Origin of the sequence: Sulfitobacter sediminilitoris (assembly GCF_010667575.1) — a bacterium.
Taxonomy (GTDB): domain Bacteria; phylum Pseudomonadota; class Alphaproteobacteria; order Rhodobacterales; family Rhodobacteraceae; genus Sulfitobacter; species Sulfitobacter sediminilitoris.
The window spans coordinates 70,038-87,627 of the sequence record NZ_JAABNT010000015.1; the positions used below are offsets into that span (position 1 = coordinate 70,038).

The 17,590-nt window shown below is 60.2% G+C and carries 14 protein-coding genes and 1 pseudogene; 3 read left to right on the forward strand and 12 right to left on the reverse strand.

Features of this window, described 5'->3' with window-relative positions; all coding sequences use genetic code 11:
- Positions 1 to 20: 20 nt before the first annotated feature.
- The 10 genes from GV827_RS18825 to GV827_RS18870 form a co-directional block, all read right to left on the reverse strand.
- Positions 21 to 1,565 carry an ABC transporter substrate-binding protein gene (locus GV827_RS18825; protein ID WP_164355364.1) on the reverse strand — a complete coding sequence of 515 codons (1,545 nt, stop codon included), beginning with the start codon at positions 1,563 to 1,565 and terminating at the stop codon, positions 21 to 23.
- An 85-nt stretch (positions 1,566 to 1,650) separates the two neighbouring features.
- Entirely contained in the window at positions 1,651 to 3,303 is a 1,653-nt protein-coding gene (locus GV827_RS18830; protein WP_164355365.1) for an amidase, read from the reverse strand.
- A gap of 141 nt (positions 3,304 to 3,444) precedes the next feature.
- Positions 3,445 to 4,194 carry a DUF1028 domain-containing protein gene (locus tag GV827_RS18835; protein WP_164355366.1) on the reverse strand — a complete coding sequence of 250 codons (750 nt, stop codon included), beginning with the start codon at positions 4,192 to 4,194 and terminating at the stop codon, positions 3,445 to 3,447.
- 10 nt (positions 4,195 to 4,204) lie between these two features.
- Positions 4,205 to 5,998 carry a gamma-glutamyltransferase family protein gene (locus GV827_RS18840; protein WP_164355367.1) on the reverse strand — a complete coding sequence of 598 codons (1,794 nt, stop codon included), beginning with the start codon at positions 5,996 to 5,998 and terminating at the stop codon, positions 4,205 to 4,207.
- A gap of 10 nt (positions 5,999 to 6,008) precedes the next feature.
- Complete coding sequence (locus GV827_RS18845; RefSeq protein ID WP_164355368.1) at positions 6,009 to 6,890, reverse strand: ABC transporter permease; 882 nt, start codon at positions 6,888 to 6,890, stop codon at positions 6,009 to 6,011.
- A complete protein-coding gene (locus GV827_RS18850; protein WP_164355369.1) occupies positions 6,890 to 7,831 on the reverse strand; it encodes an ABC transporter permease in 942 nt (313 codons plus the stop codon). Before GV827_RS18850 ends, GV827_RS18845 begins: the two co-directional genes overlap by 1 nt.
- An 83-nt stretch (positions 7,832 to 7,914) precedes the next feature.
- Positions 7,915 to 9,426, reverse strand: coding sequence for an ABC transporter substrate-binding protein (locus GV827_RS18855; protein ID WP_164355370.1), 1,512 nt, complete (start codon positions 9,424 to 9,426; stop codon positions 7,915 to 7,917).
- A gap of 5 nt (positions 9,427 to 9,431) precedes the next feature.
- A complete protein-coding gene (locus GV827_RS18860; RefSeq protein ID WP_164355371.1) occupies positions 9,432 to 10,532 on the reverse strand; it encodes an ABC transporter ATP-binding protein in 1,101 nt (366 codons plus the stop codon).
- Complete coding sequence (locus GV827_RS18865) at positions 10,529 to 11,536, reverse strand: ABC transporter ATP-binding protein (RefSeq protein WP_164355372.1); 1,008 nt, start codon at positions 11,534 to 11,536, stop codon at positions 10,529 to 10,531. The genes GV827_RS18860 and GV827_RS18865 overlap by 4 nt, the downstream gene beginning before the upstream one ends.
- Positions 11,533 to 12,231 (reverse strand): FadR/GntR family transcriptional regulator, encoded by a 699-nt coding sequence (locus tag GV827_RS18870; RefSeq protein ID WP_204325973.1) that lies wholly within the window; start codon positions 12,229 to 12,231, stop codon positions 11,533 to 11,535. The genes GV827_RS18865 and GV827_RS18870 overlap by 4 nt, the downstream gene beginning before the upstream one ends.
- 378 nt (positions 12,232 to 12,609) lie before the next feature.
- On the opposite strand from GV827_RS18870, the pseudogene GV827_RS24210 reads away from it, so the two are divergent.
- A pseudogene (locus GV827_RS24210) lies at positions 12,610 to 12,708 on the forward strand (IS481 family transposase); the annotation flags it as partial.
- A gap of 61 nt (positions 12,709 to 12,769) precedes the next feature.
- Here the strand turns inward: GV827_RS24210 and GV827_RS18875 are convergent.
- Both GV827_RS18875 and GV827_RS18880 read right to left on the reverse strand, forming a co-directional pair.
- Positions 12,770 to 14,062, reverse strand: coding sequence for an amidohydrolase (locus GV827_RS18875; protein WP_164355374.1), 1,293 nt, complete (start codon positions 14,060 to 14,062; stop codon positions 12,770 to 12,772).
- 233 nt (positions 14,063 to 14,295) lie between these two features.
- On the reverse strand, positions 14,296 to 16,470 hold the full coding sequence (locus GV827_RS18880; RefSeq protein ID WP_235930442.1) for a mechanosensitive ion channel family protein: 2,175 nt from the start codon (positions 16,468 to 16,470) through the stop codon (positions 14,296 to 14,298).
- A 341-nt stretch (positions 16,471 to 16,811) separates the two neighbouring features.
- On the opposite strand from GV827_RS18880, the gene GV827_RS18885 reads away from it, so the two are divergent.
- Together GV827_RS18885 and GV827_RS18890 are read left to right on the forward strand one after the other, a co-directional pair.
- Positions 16,812 to 17,261, forward strand: a complete 450-nt coding sequence (locus GV827_RS18885) for a site-specific integrase (RefSeq protein WP_235930443.1) — start codon at positions 16,812 to 16,814, stop codon at positions 17,259 to 17,261.
- A gap of 79 nt (positions 17,262 to 17,340) precedes the next feature.
- Positions 17,341 to 17,505 carry a hypothetical protein gene (locus GV827_RS18890; protein ID WP_164355312.1) on the forward strand — a complete coding sequence of 55 codons (165 nt, stop codon included), beginning with the start codon at positions 17,341 to 17,343 and terminating at the stop codon, positions 17,503 to 17,505.
- Positions 17,506 to 17,590 lie beyond the last annotated feature (85 nt).

Genomic DNA, 17,590 nt, shown 5'->3' on the forward strand with positions numbered 1-17,590 from the left:
CCGGTAGTGTCATACAGCCATCAGGTTTCAGCCAACCAGACCTTGTGGAAGCGCAGGTTCGAGCCGTTGGGATGCACGATGGTATCAAGCCCCTGAACCGCAGGCTGTGCCCCGATGGTTCCATTGCGGAACCAAAGCACAATGTCGAGCGTGTCGTCGTGAACCACCTGCTGCACCTCCTTGTAGATCGCCGCGCGTTCAGCCGGATCGACGGTCACCCGCGCCTTGGCGGTCAGTTCGTCCACCTTGGGATGCGATATCTTGCGGTAATTGAAGGCACCTTCCGTATTCCAGAGCGAATAGTAGAGGAAATCCGGCTCCCACAATGTGAAGAAGTTCATCATGGAAATCTGGAAGTCCTTGTCGACCCAGACCTGGCTCAGCCAGTCGGACCAGGTCAGCTGCTCGATCGAGGCATCAACCCCCGCCATGCGGAACCATTCCAGCATGATCTGCGCGGATTCCACGTGGTAGGGATAGTTCGTCGTAACCTTAAAGACGACCGACAGCTCGTTCGGGCCGTAGCCCGCTTCAGCCAGCAGCGCCTTGGCCTTTTCGAAGTCCTGCGGACGCTGGGCCAGTTCCTTGTTATAAGAAGCCGACGTGGGATAGCTGGGTGAGGCGGTCGTCGCCCCCTGCCCCCAGAGCGCACCTTCCAGCAGCACGTCCTTGTCGATCATGTAGTCGAACGCCTCTCGCACCTTGGGATCCTTGAAGGGCTCGAAATCGTGATTGAAGTTCACAAAGTCCCAATTCAGCGGGAACCAGGAGACCACCTGCAGGTTGTCGTCCCCCTCGATCTCGGCAATGCGGTCGGCGGGGATATCGTTGATCATGTGCAGCTCGCCGGTCCGCAGACCGGTCAGACGCACCGTTGGTTCCGTGATCTCGCGCGCGATGACCTTGTCGAGGTAGGCAGGCCCGCCCCAGTAATCATCAAAGCGCTCCAACTCCACCTCGTTCCCGAATTCCCGTCGCACGAATTTGAAGGGGCCGCAGCCGACGGGTGTGTTGCCCTGCTCCTCGCCCGATCCCTCGGGCATGATCACGCCTGCACCGTTTTCGGCCAGACGCGACAAGAAGGGCGCATTGACCGTATTCAGCTTGACGATCACGGTCAGATCGTCAGGTGTCTCGATGCTTTCTACCGCGTTGAAGACCTCGAAGTTCACCGCACCGGTGTCCGGGTTGCGGCAGCGGTCGAAGGAATACTTCACGTCCGCCGACGTCATCGTTTTGCCATTGTGGAACATCACGTCCGGTCGCAGCTTGAAGCTATAGGTCAGTCCGTCATCGCTTTGCTCAAAGCTTTCGGCGAGGTTGGGTATGACGTTCAGATCCTTGTCCACCGTGACAATTGAATCGTGCACGTTCTGCAGCACGCGGCCCGTCGACGCGGTGCCGGTCTGGTGCATGTCGAGGTTCTGGGTGGTCTCCGAATGACCCCAGATCAGCGTACCGCCGCGCACCGGTTCGGATTGCGCCAGCGCGGGCTGGCCGAGGCCGTAGAGGATCGTACCCCCCATCAGCGCCGACGTTGACTTGAGAAATTCCCTGCGTTTCATCTTTCGATCTCCTTGTTGCACATGGGGCGGGCGTGATCGCCCGTCCGTCGGATATCTGCCAGCCTTGCCCGGCCGGTTCTTTTGCTCAGTCAGGCAGACGCGGCCGCTCATCCGCGACGCCAAGGCTGGCCTCGAGGGCCTGCCCGAGATTCAGAATCGTCCCCTCGTCAAACAGTCGCCCCCAGAGGGAAATGCCCTGCGGCACGCGATGCTTCTCGCCTGTCGCATCCGCTTCTCCGGTGGTCAGCTTGCCCTCGCCCAATGACGCGGGGCTGCGGGTGCCGAGGCTCTCGAACCCCGCGCGCAGGTGCAGGCAGGGGTGGCCGGTGAAATTCGACGCGACCAGCATAGGACCGGTCATGAAAGGCCCGATCAGCGCGTCGACCTCCTGGAACAACCCATCCAGCGCCTGCATCACAAGATACCGTAACCGGTCCAGTTGTACGTGATCCACCGCCGACAAGAAGCGCGCTTTGCGGAAGGTATTGGGCCATGCGCCGTCGTCCTGCCATGTCAGCGTGTCGTCCGCATCGGTCAGCGTCAAGTGTTCGAAGGCCGCCGCCGCCTCCGCATAGACGACATTCATGAGCGCGCCGTAGGGCAGATCGGGCAAGGACACCTCGACCACTTCGATGCCCAATTTCTTGGCCGCTTCCAGCGCCGCGTGGTCCACGTCGGTCGCCCCTTCGCCAAACGCCTCGGGCAGATAGCCCAGCTTCAACCGTTTGATCCCCTTACCCCCATCAAAGGCAAAGGGTGCCTGGATCGAACAGCGATCCGCCGGATCGCCGCCGTTGAGTGCGGCCAGCACGAGCGCCGTGTCTTCGACACCCCGGCAGATCGGCCCCACCTTGTCGAGTGACCAGCACAGCGCCATACCGCCTGCCCGGCTCACGCGCCCGAAGGTCGGTCGCAGCCCCGTGGTACCGCAGCGCTGGCAGGGCGACGTGATGGAGCCCAGCGTCTCCGTCCCGATGGCAAAGGCGCAAAGCCCCGCCGCCGTGGCCGAGGCCGACCCGGCGCTGGAGCCGGAGGAGCCTTCCTCGGTGTTGAACGGATTGCGTGTCACACCGCCGTACCAGATGTCATTATAGGCCAGCGCACCGACCGTGGTCTTGCCCAGCAGGACCGCGCCCGCGTCGCGCAGCAGGGTCACGATGCGCGCATCGCTGTCGGGTATCCGGTTCTGATAGGTTTCGGCCCCCCACCCTGTCACGATCCCATCCGTGTCAAAAAGATCCTTCACACCGTATGGGATGCCATGCAGCGGGCCGCGGGATTCTCCCTTGGCGGTCAGTGCATCCATCGCGTCGGCCTCGGCCAACGCCAGTTCCGGGGTCACAGTGGCAAAGCACCACAGCTTGGGATTGTAGCGCGTGATCCGGTCTAGGTAGATCTCGGTCAGCCGCCTGCTGGTCAGCGCGCCCGAGGCGATCCAGGCCGCAAGCTGCGGCAGGTTGGCAAAAGCGATGTCTTCGTCGCTTTCGGGCAGGGGCGCGTCGGGGCGCGTGACGGTCACACCGTTGGCCGAGGGCATCTCAAAACCCGACAGACGCGGATCAAAGCGGAGGCTCATCGGCACGGTGTTGGGCAGGTCCACCTTTCGCCGCGCAACGGCCGATTCGATCTGTCCTTCGAGGTTGCCCACCATCTGCGCGCGCTCTTGCGCGGTGTAGGCAACAGCCAGCAGCTTTTCTGCAGCCGCGATCTCGGTCTCGGTTATCTTGTCCTTACCCATGCATTACCCCCTTGCGTATCCTTATCTAGTCAATTCCTTGTCCAGCGCCCCGCAAACCCTTGCGCCAGAAACCAAAATCAGAAGCTGGGCGGCGGCGACGTCGATAAAACCGGCAGCACTGCCCATAAAAAGGGCGACACGTCACAGCGGTGTCGCGAAGGAGCGGCTGGCCCGGCCTTCGGTCTTTCGCCGATCGTCCTCAGCGGCGATTTCCGCGTCAATCGCAGTTCGGTCAAGCGTGCCACTTGGGTTCGCGCGCGTCGGCAATGTCTTCGACATGATCAGGAAGCGTTCGTGCGCCACGTCATAAAGACGGCGCAACTCGGCCAGCGGGTCCGGGTGATCGTCAGCCCGCAGATCGAGCCAGGGATAGGGCTCGGCACGATGCACGATGACTGCGGCCGACTGTGTGCCGCGCTTGTCGCCGCCAGCCGCCGCCCCGGCCTCCATCGCGGTCATTAGCCGTTCAATGAGCGGCAGGTTGCCATGAGCCGCATAGGTCTCCATCGTCCGACGAACCACGGCCTCACCCGTCAGCATGTTGCCCGCAACCGACACGCCCTCAGCCGTCAGATGCCCACACCAGCCAATGCAATCAGGCCCGGTAAAAGCGGCGGTGCGCCCCTGCGCATCGACCATGTGCAACTGCCGGTTCGCCCTGCCCTCATCCGCGCTTACCAACGCATCAATCACGTCCTGCGGTGCCTCGCCTGCGGCGAGGCGGTCTGCGGCATCAATGCCCCAAAGAGGGCTGACAAAGGCCTGCGTTGCCACCGCCCCCTTGCCTGCACGGATATGCGGCACCAGCGCGCCCACCGCAAAGAAACGGCTGGCCACGGCAACGCCCATCTCGCCCGTATTCGCGTCATGCGCAACAATTGAATAGGTCATCGCATTCTCCTTACCGACCGATCGCGTAGGCCTGCATCAGCCGCGGCGTCGCGGCAGCCCGCAGCATCCCATCCGGTGACCGGCTCGCCGCCGTTAGCCGCCCGATGGTCCAGGGCTCTGCCACTTCGACCGCATGACCCCGCGCGCGCAGGTCAGCAATCACCGCCTCGCCGAAGTCAGGCTCCACCATCAGGTGTCCCGGCTGAACGGCGCGCGGGTCAAAAGAGCCTTGGAAATGCGCTGTGTTGAAGAGCGGCGCGTCGATGGCCTCTTGCAAGTTCATGTCGCTATGGGCGAGGCGCAAGAACAGCATCAGCTGCCATTGATCCTGCTGATCCCCCCCGGGCGTGCCGAAGGCGTGCCGCGTGCCGTCCGGCGCTTCGGCCATTGAGGGCGAAAGCGTCGTGCGCGGCCTGCGTCCGGGGGCGAGAGATGTCGGCAGCCCTTCATCCAGCCAGAACATCTGCGCCCGGCTGTTGAGCGGCATGCCGAGCCCCGGCACGACCGGAGAGCTTTGCAGCCAACCGCCCGACGGCGTGGCGGATACCGAATTGCCCCAGCGGTCGATCACGTCGATATGGACCGTGTCGCCGCGCTTTTCCGACAGATGCGCCATGGTAGGCTCGCCTGCGCCGACACCGCCGCCCGCTGCCTCTTCGCTCGCTTTTGCTCGGTCGATCGCGGCTTCGGCCAGATGCGTGAAACCCTCAATCCGGCCAGGCCGCTGCGCCAAACTGGCCTCAGCGCCCAGCAGCGCCCGCCGCTTTGCCGCATAGGCCCGCGACAGCAGGGTGTCTGTGGGGATGTCGCTGTGCTCCGGATCGCCATAGTAGGCCTCCCGGTCCGCGAAAGACAGTTTCATCGCCTCGGTCACGGTATGGACGAAGTCCGCACCACGGCTGTCCATCGTAGCGATGCCGCTGCCTTCAAGCATGCGCAGGGCTTGCAGCATGGTGGGTCCCTGGCTCCACATGCCTGCTTTCCAGACGGTCCAGCCCTCGTAATCGACCGCGAGCGGTGCTTCGTAGCTGGCCTGCCAGCTGGCCAAATCCTCGCCGGTCAACACGCCCTTGTTTGCGCTGCCCGAGGCATCCATGACACAGGCAGTCTGCATCCAGTCGTCAATCGCCTCGGCCACGAAACCCTTGTAGAAGGCGCGCCGCGCGGCCTCGATCTGGGCCTCGCGGCCCTTTGCTGTCTCGGCCTCTTTCAACAGGCGCTCCCATGTGTCGGCGAGCACCGGGTTGCAGAACAACGCATCGGCCTTGGGTGCCCGACCACCGGGAAGCCAGGTTTCAAAAGAGGTCGGCCATTCGTCCCGGAAGAAGTCTGCCAACCCCGCGATGGTGGCCGCGACGCGCGGCAAGACCGGGTGGCCGTGGCGCGCGTAGTGGATCGCGGGTTCCAGCACGTCGCGCAGCGGCAGTCGCCCGTGGTCGCGCAGCATCAGCATCCAGGCATCGAAGGACCCCGGCACCACTGTCGCCAGCAGGCCGGAACCGGGGATCCGCTCAAGCCCCTCGGCGCGGTAGTGATCGATGGTAGCCCCCGCCGGGGCCACGCCCTGCCCGCAGATCACTGTCGGCGCGTCATCGCCCGCCGCGCGAACCAGCGCGGGCATGTCGCCCAGCGGGCCGTTGAGATGCGGCTCCACCACCTGCAGGGTGAAACCCATCGCCGCCGCCGCATCCGCCGCCGCCCCTCCTGCCTCGAGGATCTTCATCCCGACGGCCGAAGCGATCCAATGGGTAGAGGTCGCGACACCGAAGGTGCCCTTGATTTCTGGTCTGGTGGTAAAGCTCATCTCAGCCCCCTTAGTTATCGCGGGGATCAAGCGCGTCGCGCAACCCGTCACCCAAAAGGTTGAAGCCCAGTACCACGAGGAAGATTGCAACCCCCGGATAAAGCGCCATCCACGGGGCCTGTTCGAGGAAGTTTTTGGCGATGTTCAGCATCGCGCCCCAGCTGGGTGCGGGCGGTTGCTGACCAAGACCCAGGAAGGACAAAGAAGCTTCGGCGATGATGGCGGTAGCGATGGTCAGCGTGGCCTGAACGATGATCGGCGGAATGATGTTGGGCAGGATATAGCGACCGATCATGCCCAGATGGCCGATGCCCACCGCACGGGCGCTTTCCACGTAATCCTCGGTCATGACCGAGAGTGTCTGTGCACGGGCCAGCCGGATGAAGATGGGCATCGCCGACAGGCCAATGGCGATCATCGCGTTTGTAAGCGAGGGACCAAGGAAGGCAGCCAGAGCGATGGCAAGGATCAGGAAAGGGGCCGCGAGAAGCGCTTCGGTGAAGCGCGAGATGATTGCGTCTGTCCAGCCGCGCATATATCCCGCCAGCATGCCCAGCGGCACTCCAAGAAGCACTGCGATCAGGACCGAGACGACACCTGCCAGAAGCGAGGCCTGTGCCCCCCAGATCATTCGACTAAGTACATCGCGCCCAATCTCGTCTGTCCCGAACAGATGCGCCGCCGAGGGCGCCTTGCGCACCGCAGACCAATCGGTCTCAGTCGGGCCAGGCACGGGCAACAGCGGGGCAAGCAGCGCGACGATCAGGAAGAAAAGAACGATCGCACCACCCAGCAGCGCCGAGGGGCTGCGGCGGAATTTCTCCCACGCGCGGTTGCGGCGGCGGGGCGGCAGCGGATCGGCGACCGCTTGGGGATCAACGACGGCGGTCATTACTGTGACATCCTCGGGTTCAGGATGCGGTAGGCCGCATCGGCCAGAATATTCATAAAGATGAAGGCGATCCCGGTGCACAACACGATCCCCTGCACCACGGCGTAATCACGGTTAAAGACGGCGTCGACGACCAGCTTGCCGAAACCGGGGATGGTGAAGATCTGTTCGGTCAACACCGCCCCCGCCAGAAGCTCTCCGAACAGCAGGGTAATGACGGTGACGACCGGCACCAGCGCGTTGCGCAAAGCGTGCTTGATCAGCACGACACGCTCTTTCAGACCCTTGGCGCGCGCGGTGCGCACGTAGTCGGATTTCAGCACGCTCAGCATGGCCGAACGGGTGTGGCGCATCAACGTCGCGGCGATGGCCGTGCCCAGCACAAAAGCGGGCATGATCATCACGCGGATGGATTGCAGGGGGTCTTCGGTCAGTGGCATGTAGCCTGACGCAGGAAGCCAGCCGAGCTTGACCGAGACGAGCAGGATCAGCATGATCCCTAGCCAGAAATTCGGCACCGACAGGCCCGACAAGGCGATGATATTGGCGACCCAGTCGATCCAGGTGCCTTTCTTGTAAGCCGAAAGCACGCCTGCGGGGATACCAATGAGAATTGCGATGATCAGGGCCATGACCGCCAATTGGATTGTCACAGGGAGCTTTTCCCCAATGAGTTCCAATACGGGCTGTTGTGTGCGCAGCGAGATGCCGAGATCGCCCTGAAGCGCGTTTCCTGCCCACGCGAGGTACTGCATCGGAATGGGGTCGTTGAACCGGTACTTCTCGCGCAGGGCGGCGATCACATCCGGGTCGCGTTCTTCCCCGGCCATAACGAGGATCGGATCTCCGGGCAGCAGATGCTGCAAAGAGAACACGAAAATCGAGATCAGAATGACCGTCGGGATCGCGATGATGATCCTGCGTGCGAGAAAAGCGAGCATAGGGGAACCTTACAAATGGATTGCACCGGGTTCGTGACGCCGCCCCGGGGGTCTCCCGGAGCGGCGGATATCTTGGCTGACCGTTATTCCGCCACGGACACGCCATGCAGACGGATCATACCGTCCGGGTAGGGGGTGAAGCCTTCAACCCCGCTTTTGAGCGCCCAGATCCACACCGGGTGGTACAGATACACGATGGGCATGTCTTCCTGCTGCTTGGCGATCGCGGCATTGTAGCTTTGCTTGCGTACCGCCGGATCGGTGGACAGACGCGCCTCGTTCAGGAAACGGTCCATGTCGGGATCGGAGTACTTGGAATCGTTGATCCCACCACCAGTCGTCATGAACTGGTGGATGTTGCCATCGGGATCGACGCGGCCGGACCAGCCGATCTGGCTTGCCGTGTAGTCCCCCGCCGACTGGTCGGCCAGCAGCGTTGCAAACTCCTTGGCAGCCAGTTCGATCGTGATGCCTGCCTCACCGGCCATGGCCTGTATCACCTGCATGACCTGCGTCTGTACCGGGTTGTTGGCGACCTGAATCTCCAGCGTCACACCATCGGCGAAGCCCGCTTCGGCCAGTAGCGCTTTGGCGGCCTCTACATCACGCTCAGGCACAGGGAAGTCTGCGTTGTACCATGGCGAGGTCGGAGAATAGGGCTGGTTGCCGGGCGCGAAGGCACCTTCAAAGACGACCTGATTTAGCGCGTTGCGGTCTATCGACAGCGACAGCGCCTTGCGCACGGCAGCGTTCTGACCCAGCGGGTTCTCCGCTGCAGCGCCGTTGGCGATGTTGATCGTGATGCCCTGATACCCCAGGGACGTCGCCTTCTCAACGTTCAGACCATCATCCGCCTCAGCCGAGGACAGATCGGTTGCCGCAAGACGTTCAAGCATGTGCAGATCGCCCGCCCGCAGGTTCGCCAGACGCACAGTCGTGTCCGGGATCGGCAGGAAGGTCACGCTGTCAAAGTTGATCTCGTCCGCACGGTAGTAGTCCTCGAACTTCTCCAGCACGATGCGGTCCTGCTGGATGCGTTCCTTGAACTTGAACGGACCTGCACAGACCGGGTTCAAACCAAATGCTTCCCCAGCTTCGGCAGTGGCCTTGGGCGACAGCATCATGCCCGACCGGTCGGCGAATTGTGCGATCAGCGTGGCATCAGGGGCAGAGAGGGTGAACTTAATCGTGTAGTCGTCGATCACCTCGGTGCTTGTGATAGATTTCACCTCGGATTTGCGGCGGCTCAGTTCAAAGTTCTGCGAGCGGTCAATGTTGGCCGCAACGGCTTGCGCATTGAAAGGCTCGCCATCGTGGAAGGTGACGCCTTCGCGCAAACTCATGGTCAGCTCGGTGCCGTCTGCATTCCATTCCCAACCGCTGGCGAGCATCGGAATGATTTCAAGATCGGGCGTGATATCGACCAGCTTGTCGCAAAGCGACGCATAGACGATCCGACCAACAAAGGTCCGGGACTGATCGGGGTCCAGCACGTCCGGGTCCTCCTGCAGGCCGACCCTAAGGTCCTGTGCTTGGGCCAAGGTGCTTGTCGCTGCAAGCAGCGCCGCCAACCCCAGTGTTTTCAAGATGCGCATTAGATTTACTCCTCTGTTTTTAGTGTCGTGGATTTCGGTGATGCCGACATCGCCGCCCGCGCCGCGCTGTAGCGCGCAAAACGGTCGGCGACGGCAGCGGGACGGGTCTTTTCTGTTCCGACGATGCCCTCCAGCGTCAGTCTCTCGGCCAGATGGCAGGCCACCTGCCGCCCCTGTGCGATCTCGCGCATCACCGGTCGTTCGGTGCGGCACTGGTCTTCGGCATAGGGGCAGCGCGTGTGGAAACGGCAGCCCGGCGGCGGCGAGATCGGGTTCGGCGGATCGCCCTCGATCTTGGTCTGAACCTTGCGCGCGCCAGTTGCCGGGATCGGGATCGCCGACAGCAGCGCTTCGGTGTAGGGATGCCCGGGTGCGGCAAAGAGCTCTGCCGCGTCGCCAAGCTCTACGATTTCGCCAAGGTACATCACGGCGACGCGGTCGGCGATATGACGGATGACGGCAAGATCATGCGCGATGATAATGAGCGTCAGGCCGAATTCATCCTTGAGATCTTCGAGGATGTTGACCACTTGCGCCTGGATCGAGACGTCCAGCGCCGAGACGGGTTCGTCCCCGATCACCACCCGCGGCCCAGTGGCAAGCGCCCGGGCGATCCCGATGCGCTGGCGCTGACCACCTGAAAATTCGTGCGGATAGCGATCCGCGTGTTCGGGGCGCAGCCCGACCTTGCGCAACAGTTCCGCCACCTTGGCGCGGCGTTCCGAAGGCGTGCCGATCTTGTGGATGCGCAGGGGCTCCCCTACCAGCGCGCCCACTGTCATGCGCGGGTTAAGCGACGAGAAAGGGTCCTGAAAGATGAACTGCATCTCGCGTCTGAGATCACGCAGGGCCTTACCCGACAGGATCGAAATATCTCGGCCGTCGTAGATTACCGACCCTTCAGACGCCTCGATCAGATGGGACAACAGTCGGGCAAGCGTTGATTTCCCGCAGCCGGATTCGCCCACGATCGCAAATGTCTCACCTTCCGCAATATCAAGGTCGATGCCGTTGACCGCCTGCACGATGCTTGCCGCACCAAAAAGCGGCTTGTTTGCAACAAAACGCCGGGTAAGGCCGCGGGCTTGAAGAATTGGGGCCGTCATGCGGTTTCCTTCCAGCCTGGCGCGATCCCGGCATTTTCAATGGGCGCATGCCAGCAGGCAACGCGATGACCGTCGTTCAGATCGACCAGTGGGGGCGGAGCATCGCAGGCCGCATCGGCGAAAGGGCACCGCGCGGCGAAACGGCAGCCAATTGGCATGTCCTGCGGGCTTGGCACTGTGCCCGGAATGGTCACCAGACGTTGGCTTTTTCCGCTGAGCGAAGGCATCGAACTCATGAGCCCCAGCGTGTAGGGGTGTTGTGGATCGTCAAAAATCTGCTCGGTGCTGCCCGCCTCGACAATCCGTCCAGCGTACATCACAGCGACCTTATCAGCCATTTCCGCAACGACCCCCAGATCATGCGTGATCATAATCTGTGCTGCACCCGTCTCCCGCCCCAGATTACGCATCAGATCCAGGATCTGCGCCTGGATCGTAACATCGAGCGCCGTCGTCGGTTCATCCGCAATCAGCAGCGCGGGATCATTCGCCAGCGCCATTGCAATCATCACCCGCTGCCTCATGCCGCCCGACAGCTGGTGCGGATATTCGTCCAAACGGCTTTCTGCGGCTGGGATCCGGACACGTTCGAGCATTTCCAGCGCCCTTGCGCGGCCCGCCTCGTGCGATACGCCGCGATGCTCGCGAACCGCCTCGGCGATCTGATCACCGATCCGCAGCGCCGGGTTGAGCGATGTCATCGGTTCCTGGAAGATCATCGCGATCCGATCTCCACGCAGGCTTCGCAGCGTGCTTTGCGATGCCGACAAGAGGTCCGTCTCCTGAAACATCGCAGTGCCGCCTTCGATCCGAAGCGGCGTCCCATCAAGCAATCCCATCAGGGCGAGAGCCGTCAGGCTTTTGCCGCACCCGGATTCACCCACGATGCAAAGCGTCTCACCGGAGTTAAGGGTGAAGCTCACATCATCGACAAGCGGCCGGTTGGCGCCTGCAACGCGGATCGACAGACCGCTGACATCAAGAAGGGGTTGAGACTCTGTCACCGGCCTTCCTTTTCCAAAGAATGCTTCAGATTTTCGAAGAGTGTGTTCAGATGCTCTCGCATCGCGTCGGCGGCTGCGGCACCGTTACGGGCGTCTATGGCGTCGATGATCCGGTTATGCTGATCGTCGTATGCTGCGCGGGCCTTCGGTGTGCGCGCACGATGGCGTTCTCGTTGCCATTCCTCGCCCATTCGCACTTCATCAATGAGCGTAAACGCCGTGAGCATTACCCGGTTGCCTGCGATCCGCGCAATTGCGCGGTGCAAAGCTCCGTCCCAGAGCTCAGTCGCCTCAGCCTCTCCTGCCTGATGCGTTCGTTCAGCCAGTTGCCGCAGCTTTGCCACGTCTTCGGCGGACGCCCGGCGAGCGCAGAGATCGGCCAGCGCCGGTTCAATGCAAAGACGCGCCTCCATCGCGGTGAGCGGATCAACTTCCGACACAATCCTGGCCGCAAGCTCTTCGGTGGGATCAGGCGGTTGGCCGACGAAGGTTCCCTTGCCCTGCTTGCGCCACACCAGACCTTCTGCCTCAAGCTGATCAAGCGCCCTCCGAACGGACCTGCGCCCTGCTCCAAACTCAGCCGCGAGATTTCGTTCTGTCGGCAACCTGCCATCGGATGGAATAAGATTGTTTGTCACGATCTGGCGGATGGCCTGCAAGACACGCAGGTTTTCCGACAGGTCATGATCTTCCATCTCACGGTTTTGCTGCATTGGAGGCCCAAATCATTCTGCCTTTGGTTTGAACCAATCATGGTTTGGTTCACCTCAAGCTGTCAACAAATACCGTCCCGCGCCGGGGGTTTCGCACTTGCCGCTCGATCAAATCAGGTCAAAAATCACCCGAAGAACCTCGCAAGGTTCTGAATAGAGTATATTTTTCCATAGCCCATTTCTAAGGCATTCCTCGAAGACTACGCGGCCCGAACAAGAAGAAACTGACCAGTCAGTGCGAACGCCAACAGAATCAGAGTGGCATCGCAGGCAGGGTAAGTTCTGATCAAAGATGAACTCGAACCGTTGAATGGGTGAATCTGATTGATACGTCGTTCTCTGCGGCAGACCGGGCCTGGAGGCCTCACGCCACACGATTACGTCTGCAAAATCTGGACATCGAAGCCTGATCTATTCATCCCAGATCCGATCCTCGATGTGCCGGGATTGAACACCTGAGACCATCACCGTCGATGCCACACCTCTGTCGTCGCGGCGAAACGGTCTTGCCTACACCGGATCAGTCTTCCACGTGATCCACGTCCATTGCTGATGCGATAAGACCGGCACAAAGCAGTGCCGATTTCTGCAGAGCTTTCTCGTCAAAGTCAAAATTCGGCGTGTGGTGGTCGTCCGCAAGATCCGCACCCAGAACGAAGATGCCACCGCGGCCTCCACGCGCAACAACTCTGCTTGCCAGCGTCGCCGCATCCTCGCTGGCGCCGAAAAACATATCTGGTAACACAGTGCCGAAAGCCCCGGTCGCGGTGTTCACGCCCTGCGCCCACTCAGCGATCTCCTCAGGATTGGCGTAACCGTCCGCACCACCTCCGGGAACAAGGCTGACTTCTACGCCATGCGCACGCGCTGTCGCTTCAACAAAATCCTTGCAGCGCGCCTCCAAGGCCTGCAGGTCAGCTGTCTCCTGCGCGCGCATCTCAAAGGTCAGTGTGGCCTCTTCCGGTACGATATTAACAGCCGTGCCGGCGTTAAGCAGGCCGACGTTCAACCGCATGCCCGGACGGCTGGATTGCGCCAATGTATGCAATCCAAGTGAAATCTGACAGGCAGCCAACAGAGCGTTGCGCCCGGCCTCAGGCGACTTGCCGGCATGAGCGGCCCGTCCCTTGAGACGCACATCGTACCGTGCATTCGCAAGAATCCCGTGAACGGCAAAAGCGGCGCTGTCTGAGGGAACACCAAGGCCAAGGTGGATTGCGAAAAAGAGATCGACATCGTCCATCCAGCCAGCATCAGCTACGGCGCGCCCCCCGCGGCCGCCTTCTTCGGCAGGTTGGAAAAGCAATTTCAGCTTGCCCCGCCCGCCCTTCAGAAGCGGTTTCACGATGCGCGCCACTGCCAGACCAATTGCCGCATGCCCATCATGGCCACAGGAATGCATGACACCTGGCTTGCGCGAGGCAAAACCCTGCGCGGCTGGCGCGTGATTGCCAGTGGCTTCTTTGATTGGCAGCGCATCAATGTCGACCCGCATGCAGACCGTCGGTCCAGGCCGTCCGGTATCGTAGATAGCGATGCAACCAGTATCGCCCTCTCCCGGAATCGGATCTTTGCTTAGCCCCCGTCGTTCAACGTCACCAAGAAACGCCGGACCGGCTACAATTTCGTAGCCAGAGCGCGACAGGTTTTTCACGATAGCTGCGGTGGTCTCAATCTCCTGCCAGCCAAGCTCGGGGTTGGCGTGAAAACTTCTCCGGTCCGCGATCAACCTCGCGTCCTCGGCTTCTGCCAATCGTCGCAAGCGATCCGAAAGGTCTGAAGAAAGCTGTGATTGCGGGGGACTATGTATCATGGGGTAAAGCTAAGTGTTTCACCATCCGCTGGCAATGAATGACACGCTTACCGTCTCCAACACCGCGAAGGTCGTCTGCTGAACAATCCTCCCGATAAATTTCATCCGAAGGAGCTCGTTTTTCAAATTCACAGACTAAGACAGCATCAGCATCATAAGCCTCTCAATATCGCCAGACCTCATTTGCCCCCGATTGTTTAGGAAGCCCCAGGCCGCTTAATCATCAACGACGGCTATTGTTGGTTGTCTTTAGCTGCCACATCTTCTGGAACAACATCTTGAACTGCTTGAGTTGCAGCTGCCGAAATTGCCTGCTTGTCTTCTTCGGTAAGCTCCGACCTGTCCATCGAGGGAAGAGCGACGCGCACTTCGCGCCGAGCAAATTCAATTCCATTCTCGGCAAACTCTTTGTTCACCCGATTAAAGATCTCCTTACGGATCATGAATTGCTTGCCGGGCTTGGCCATAAATTTACCCCGGATGACCATGCCAACATCGTCTATTTCCAGAACGCCTTGGGATTTGAAGGGTTGCAGGAAGTCGCCCTCGAACTCCGGGGCTTCAATCAACTCTTGGCCGATTTTTTTGAAGATTTTCTTGATCTTAATCGGATCACTGTCAAACGGTACGGTAAAGCGCAGTTTCATGATGACCCAATCACGCGAAAAATTGGTGATTTTTGGGATTTCTCCGTAAGGAATTGTATGAACCGGCCCCTTGTGATGACGCAGCTGCATGGACCGGATCGAGATTTTCTCGACCGTGCCCATTGTGCCATCGACGGTGACATACTCTCCAACACGGAACGCGTCATCGACCAGAAAGAAGATGCCAGATACAACATCCGTGACCAGCTTTTGCGCGCCAAAGCCGATTGCAAGACCGACGATGCTGGCACCAGCAAGAAGTGGGGTGGTGTCGACACCAATGTTACTTAGACCCAACAGCAGGAACAGCGTGACGATGAATGCTCTCGTCACGAGCAGGATAAGTGGCAGCACGGTAGAAAGTCGCGATCCGCCAGCACCGCCGCCGTCGCCCCCGACCTCTTGCTCATCGGGGAAATAGCCTGAGGCGGTCTGTTCTGCGGCCAGCTTGCGATTGATAAGCAAAGACGCGGCTTCATAGAGCAAGTAGCCAATAGACATAATGATGAGGAACTCGATCGCATTGGCGGCAAATCGTGCCCCAACACCTGCAGCGGCGATTGACGTCGGACTCATTCCCCAGAAATTGGCGATAGACAACACAACGACAGCAAAGATCACAACGCGCCCAATTCGGATGTAAGCCCGCTTGCTGGACCGATAAGCCCGTTCAGCAATGGGACCATCGCCTTTCATCGCGGGGGTCAGGTGGCGGACCAATCCCCGAATGGCGGTATCCATCGCGGGGGCAAACATGAGCAAAAGCATAGTCTTGTAATGTGGTGCGCTGGCGAGCAGCTCAAAATTTCCGTAGCTGACAACAATATTGATCACCCACCAGACCGTGATAAATATGGCAATATTGGCATAAGGATAAAGCTGGGCGGCCCGTTCCTCCATCGGGGTTACATCAGGGTCCGCGCCCCGCATCATCGATACACCGCCCCCCCGGTAGCGCCAGAAAATCACGATGAGATAAACAATAAGCGCCAGGTTCAGCCAGAAACCAAGGCGTGTCTCACCTAAAGGCACACCGTTGTTGGCATTGAAGATCAGGATTGCGTTGGAAAATCCAAGCAGAAAGGCAAGCCAGAATTGGTGAAAACAGAATGCACGAGCGATGGGGGTTGTGACATTCAGCAGGCGGTACTCCGGGTTCATTGGAGCAAAGAAGAAAAAGCCTATGGCCAGCATGAAGCGTGGGAAGCCAATCAAGTAGATGCCGATGAGCTGCACGGTTGGAAATAGATTTTCGGGCAGGATGAATGCCCCGGTCGTACGCGACCCCAATACGAAGATTACAACTGCAATGACTTGGGTGGTCAGGCGTTGGGTCAACAATTGCACCGTCTCACGCAGGGTGATGTTTTCCGGGTCAGCCGGTGGCAGAACGTGCCAGTTGCGTGTCAATCGCCGAAAGAGGACTTCTGCGACTGCGCCAACACCGAAAACAATCACCATATATCCCAGCAACACGAACAGACCGCTGCCACCGCCGATGGTCTGATAGAAATTTGAGAATGCCCTCGATTGTGCGCTGAAAAGGTCGGGAAGGCGCTGCATGGGCACTACAACGGACTGCCAAGCTCCTTCGGTGGCATGATACAGAAAATCCTCGGTGCTGTTGCCTTCATTTGCCTGAGTTTCTGTGGCTTGGGTATTGAGCTGGTCGAGCAGAAGTGCGCGCACTTCGCTATCTGACAGACGTGAAATCAATGCATTGGCGGACTCAGTGGTCAGTGGTACTGGCAGCTCTGGCATTGTTTCCGCGTCAGCGGCAGCCGTTGAACCTGGGGTGAAGGGGACCTGGGCATGTATTGCGCCCGTTGAAAGCCCCAGAACTAAGAGACATGCAGCAAGAAATCTGAGTACCACCAAGCTGTTTCCTTCATTTGCCGTGTCTTGCGAGTAGATTGGCAAAATCAAGATATAGCAAGGTTGGATCTTGCGGGGGCGACGCTAGCTTTCTTCCCCCTCGCAGCTAATCGCACCTGGTATTTGCTGCGGGTCGTATGACAGGCGAGGCTGGTGACTTTGCCATACGACAAAGGACAGGCCAGTAAATGCCTCTTTGAGTGTCAATGTTCGCTCATGTCCGGTGGATGCGCGACGAGATGGCCAACCGGCCCGAAGCCGCGAACGGGTTCGTGAAAGCGTTGCGGCATATTTATGCCTTCGCGGTCGAGTATGGGCTGGCGCAGCGAAACCCGGCCCGTGACGTGCCCCATTTTAAGGCCAAGGGCAACGGCTTCCATTCCTGGACAATGGAAGAGGTCCGGCGGTTCGAGCAGCATCACCCGGTCGGCAGTAAGCCGCGGCTGGCGCTGGCGCTCAAGCTCTACACCGGGCAGCGGCGCTCAGACATCGTCAGGCTCGGCCCACAGCACAACAAGGACGGCTGGATCACCCTGACCGAGGCCAAGAACCGCGACCGCAAGCCCGTCACCCTCTCCATACCAGTCCTGCCCGAGTTAAAGGTGGTCATCGACGCCACGCCCACCGGCAACTTGGCCTTCTTGGTCACAGCGTTCAGCAAACCTTTCACTGTCTGACGTCAGCGCCTATGGGTCCAATTAGGGCAATTTGATAAGAGAGGGTTTCTGGCTCATCGTCACCACCGAGGAGTGGACGATGAGAAAGACAACGAAGAGCCCCGGCGAGAGGATCGTCAAAGAGATCAAACGCGCCACGCGTAAGCAGTATTCGAGCGAAGAGAAGATCCGGATTGTGCTTGATGGGCTGCGCGGTGAGGAGTGGACCTGTCCCGTTTTCGTGCCGCTCCAAGTGCTCGTTTAAGCCACTTTCCTTTCGAAGGCGACCGGGCTTTTCCAGCCCAATGCTGAATGCCGCCGTCGCGGATTGTAGAAGCCGTTGATGTATT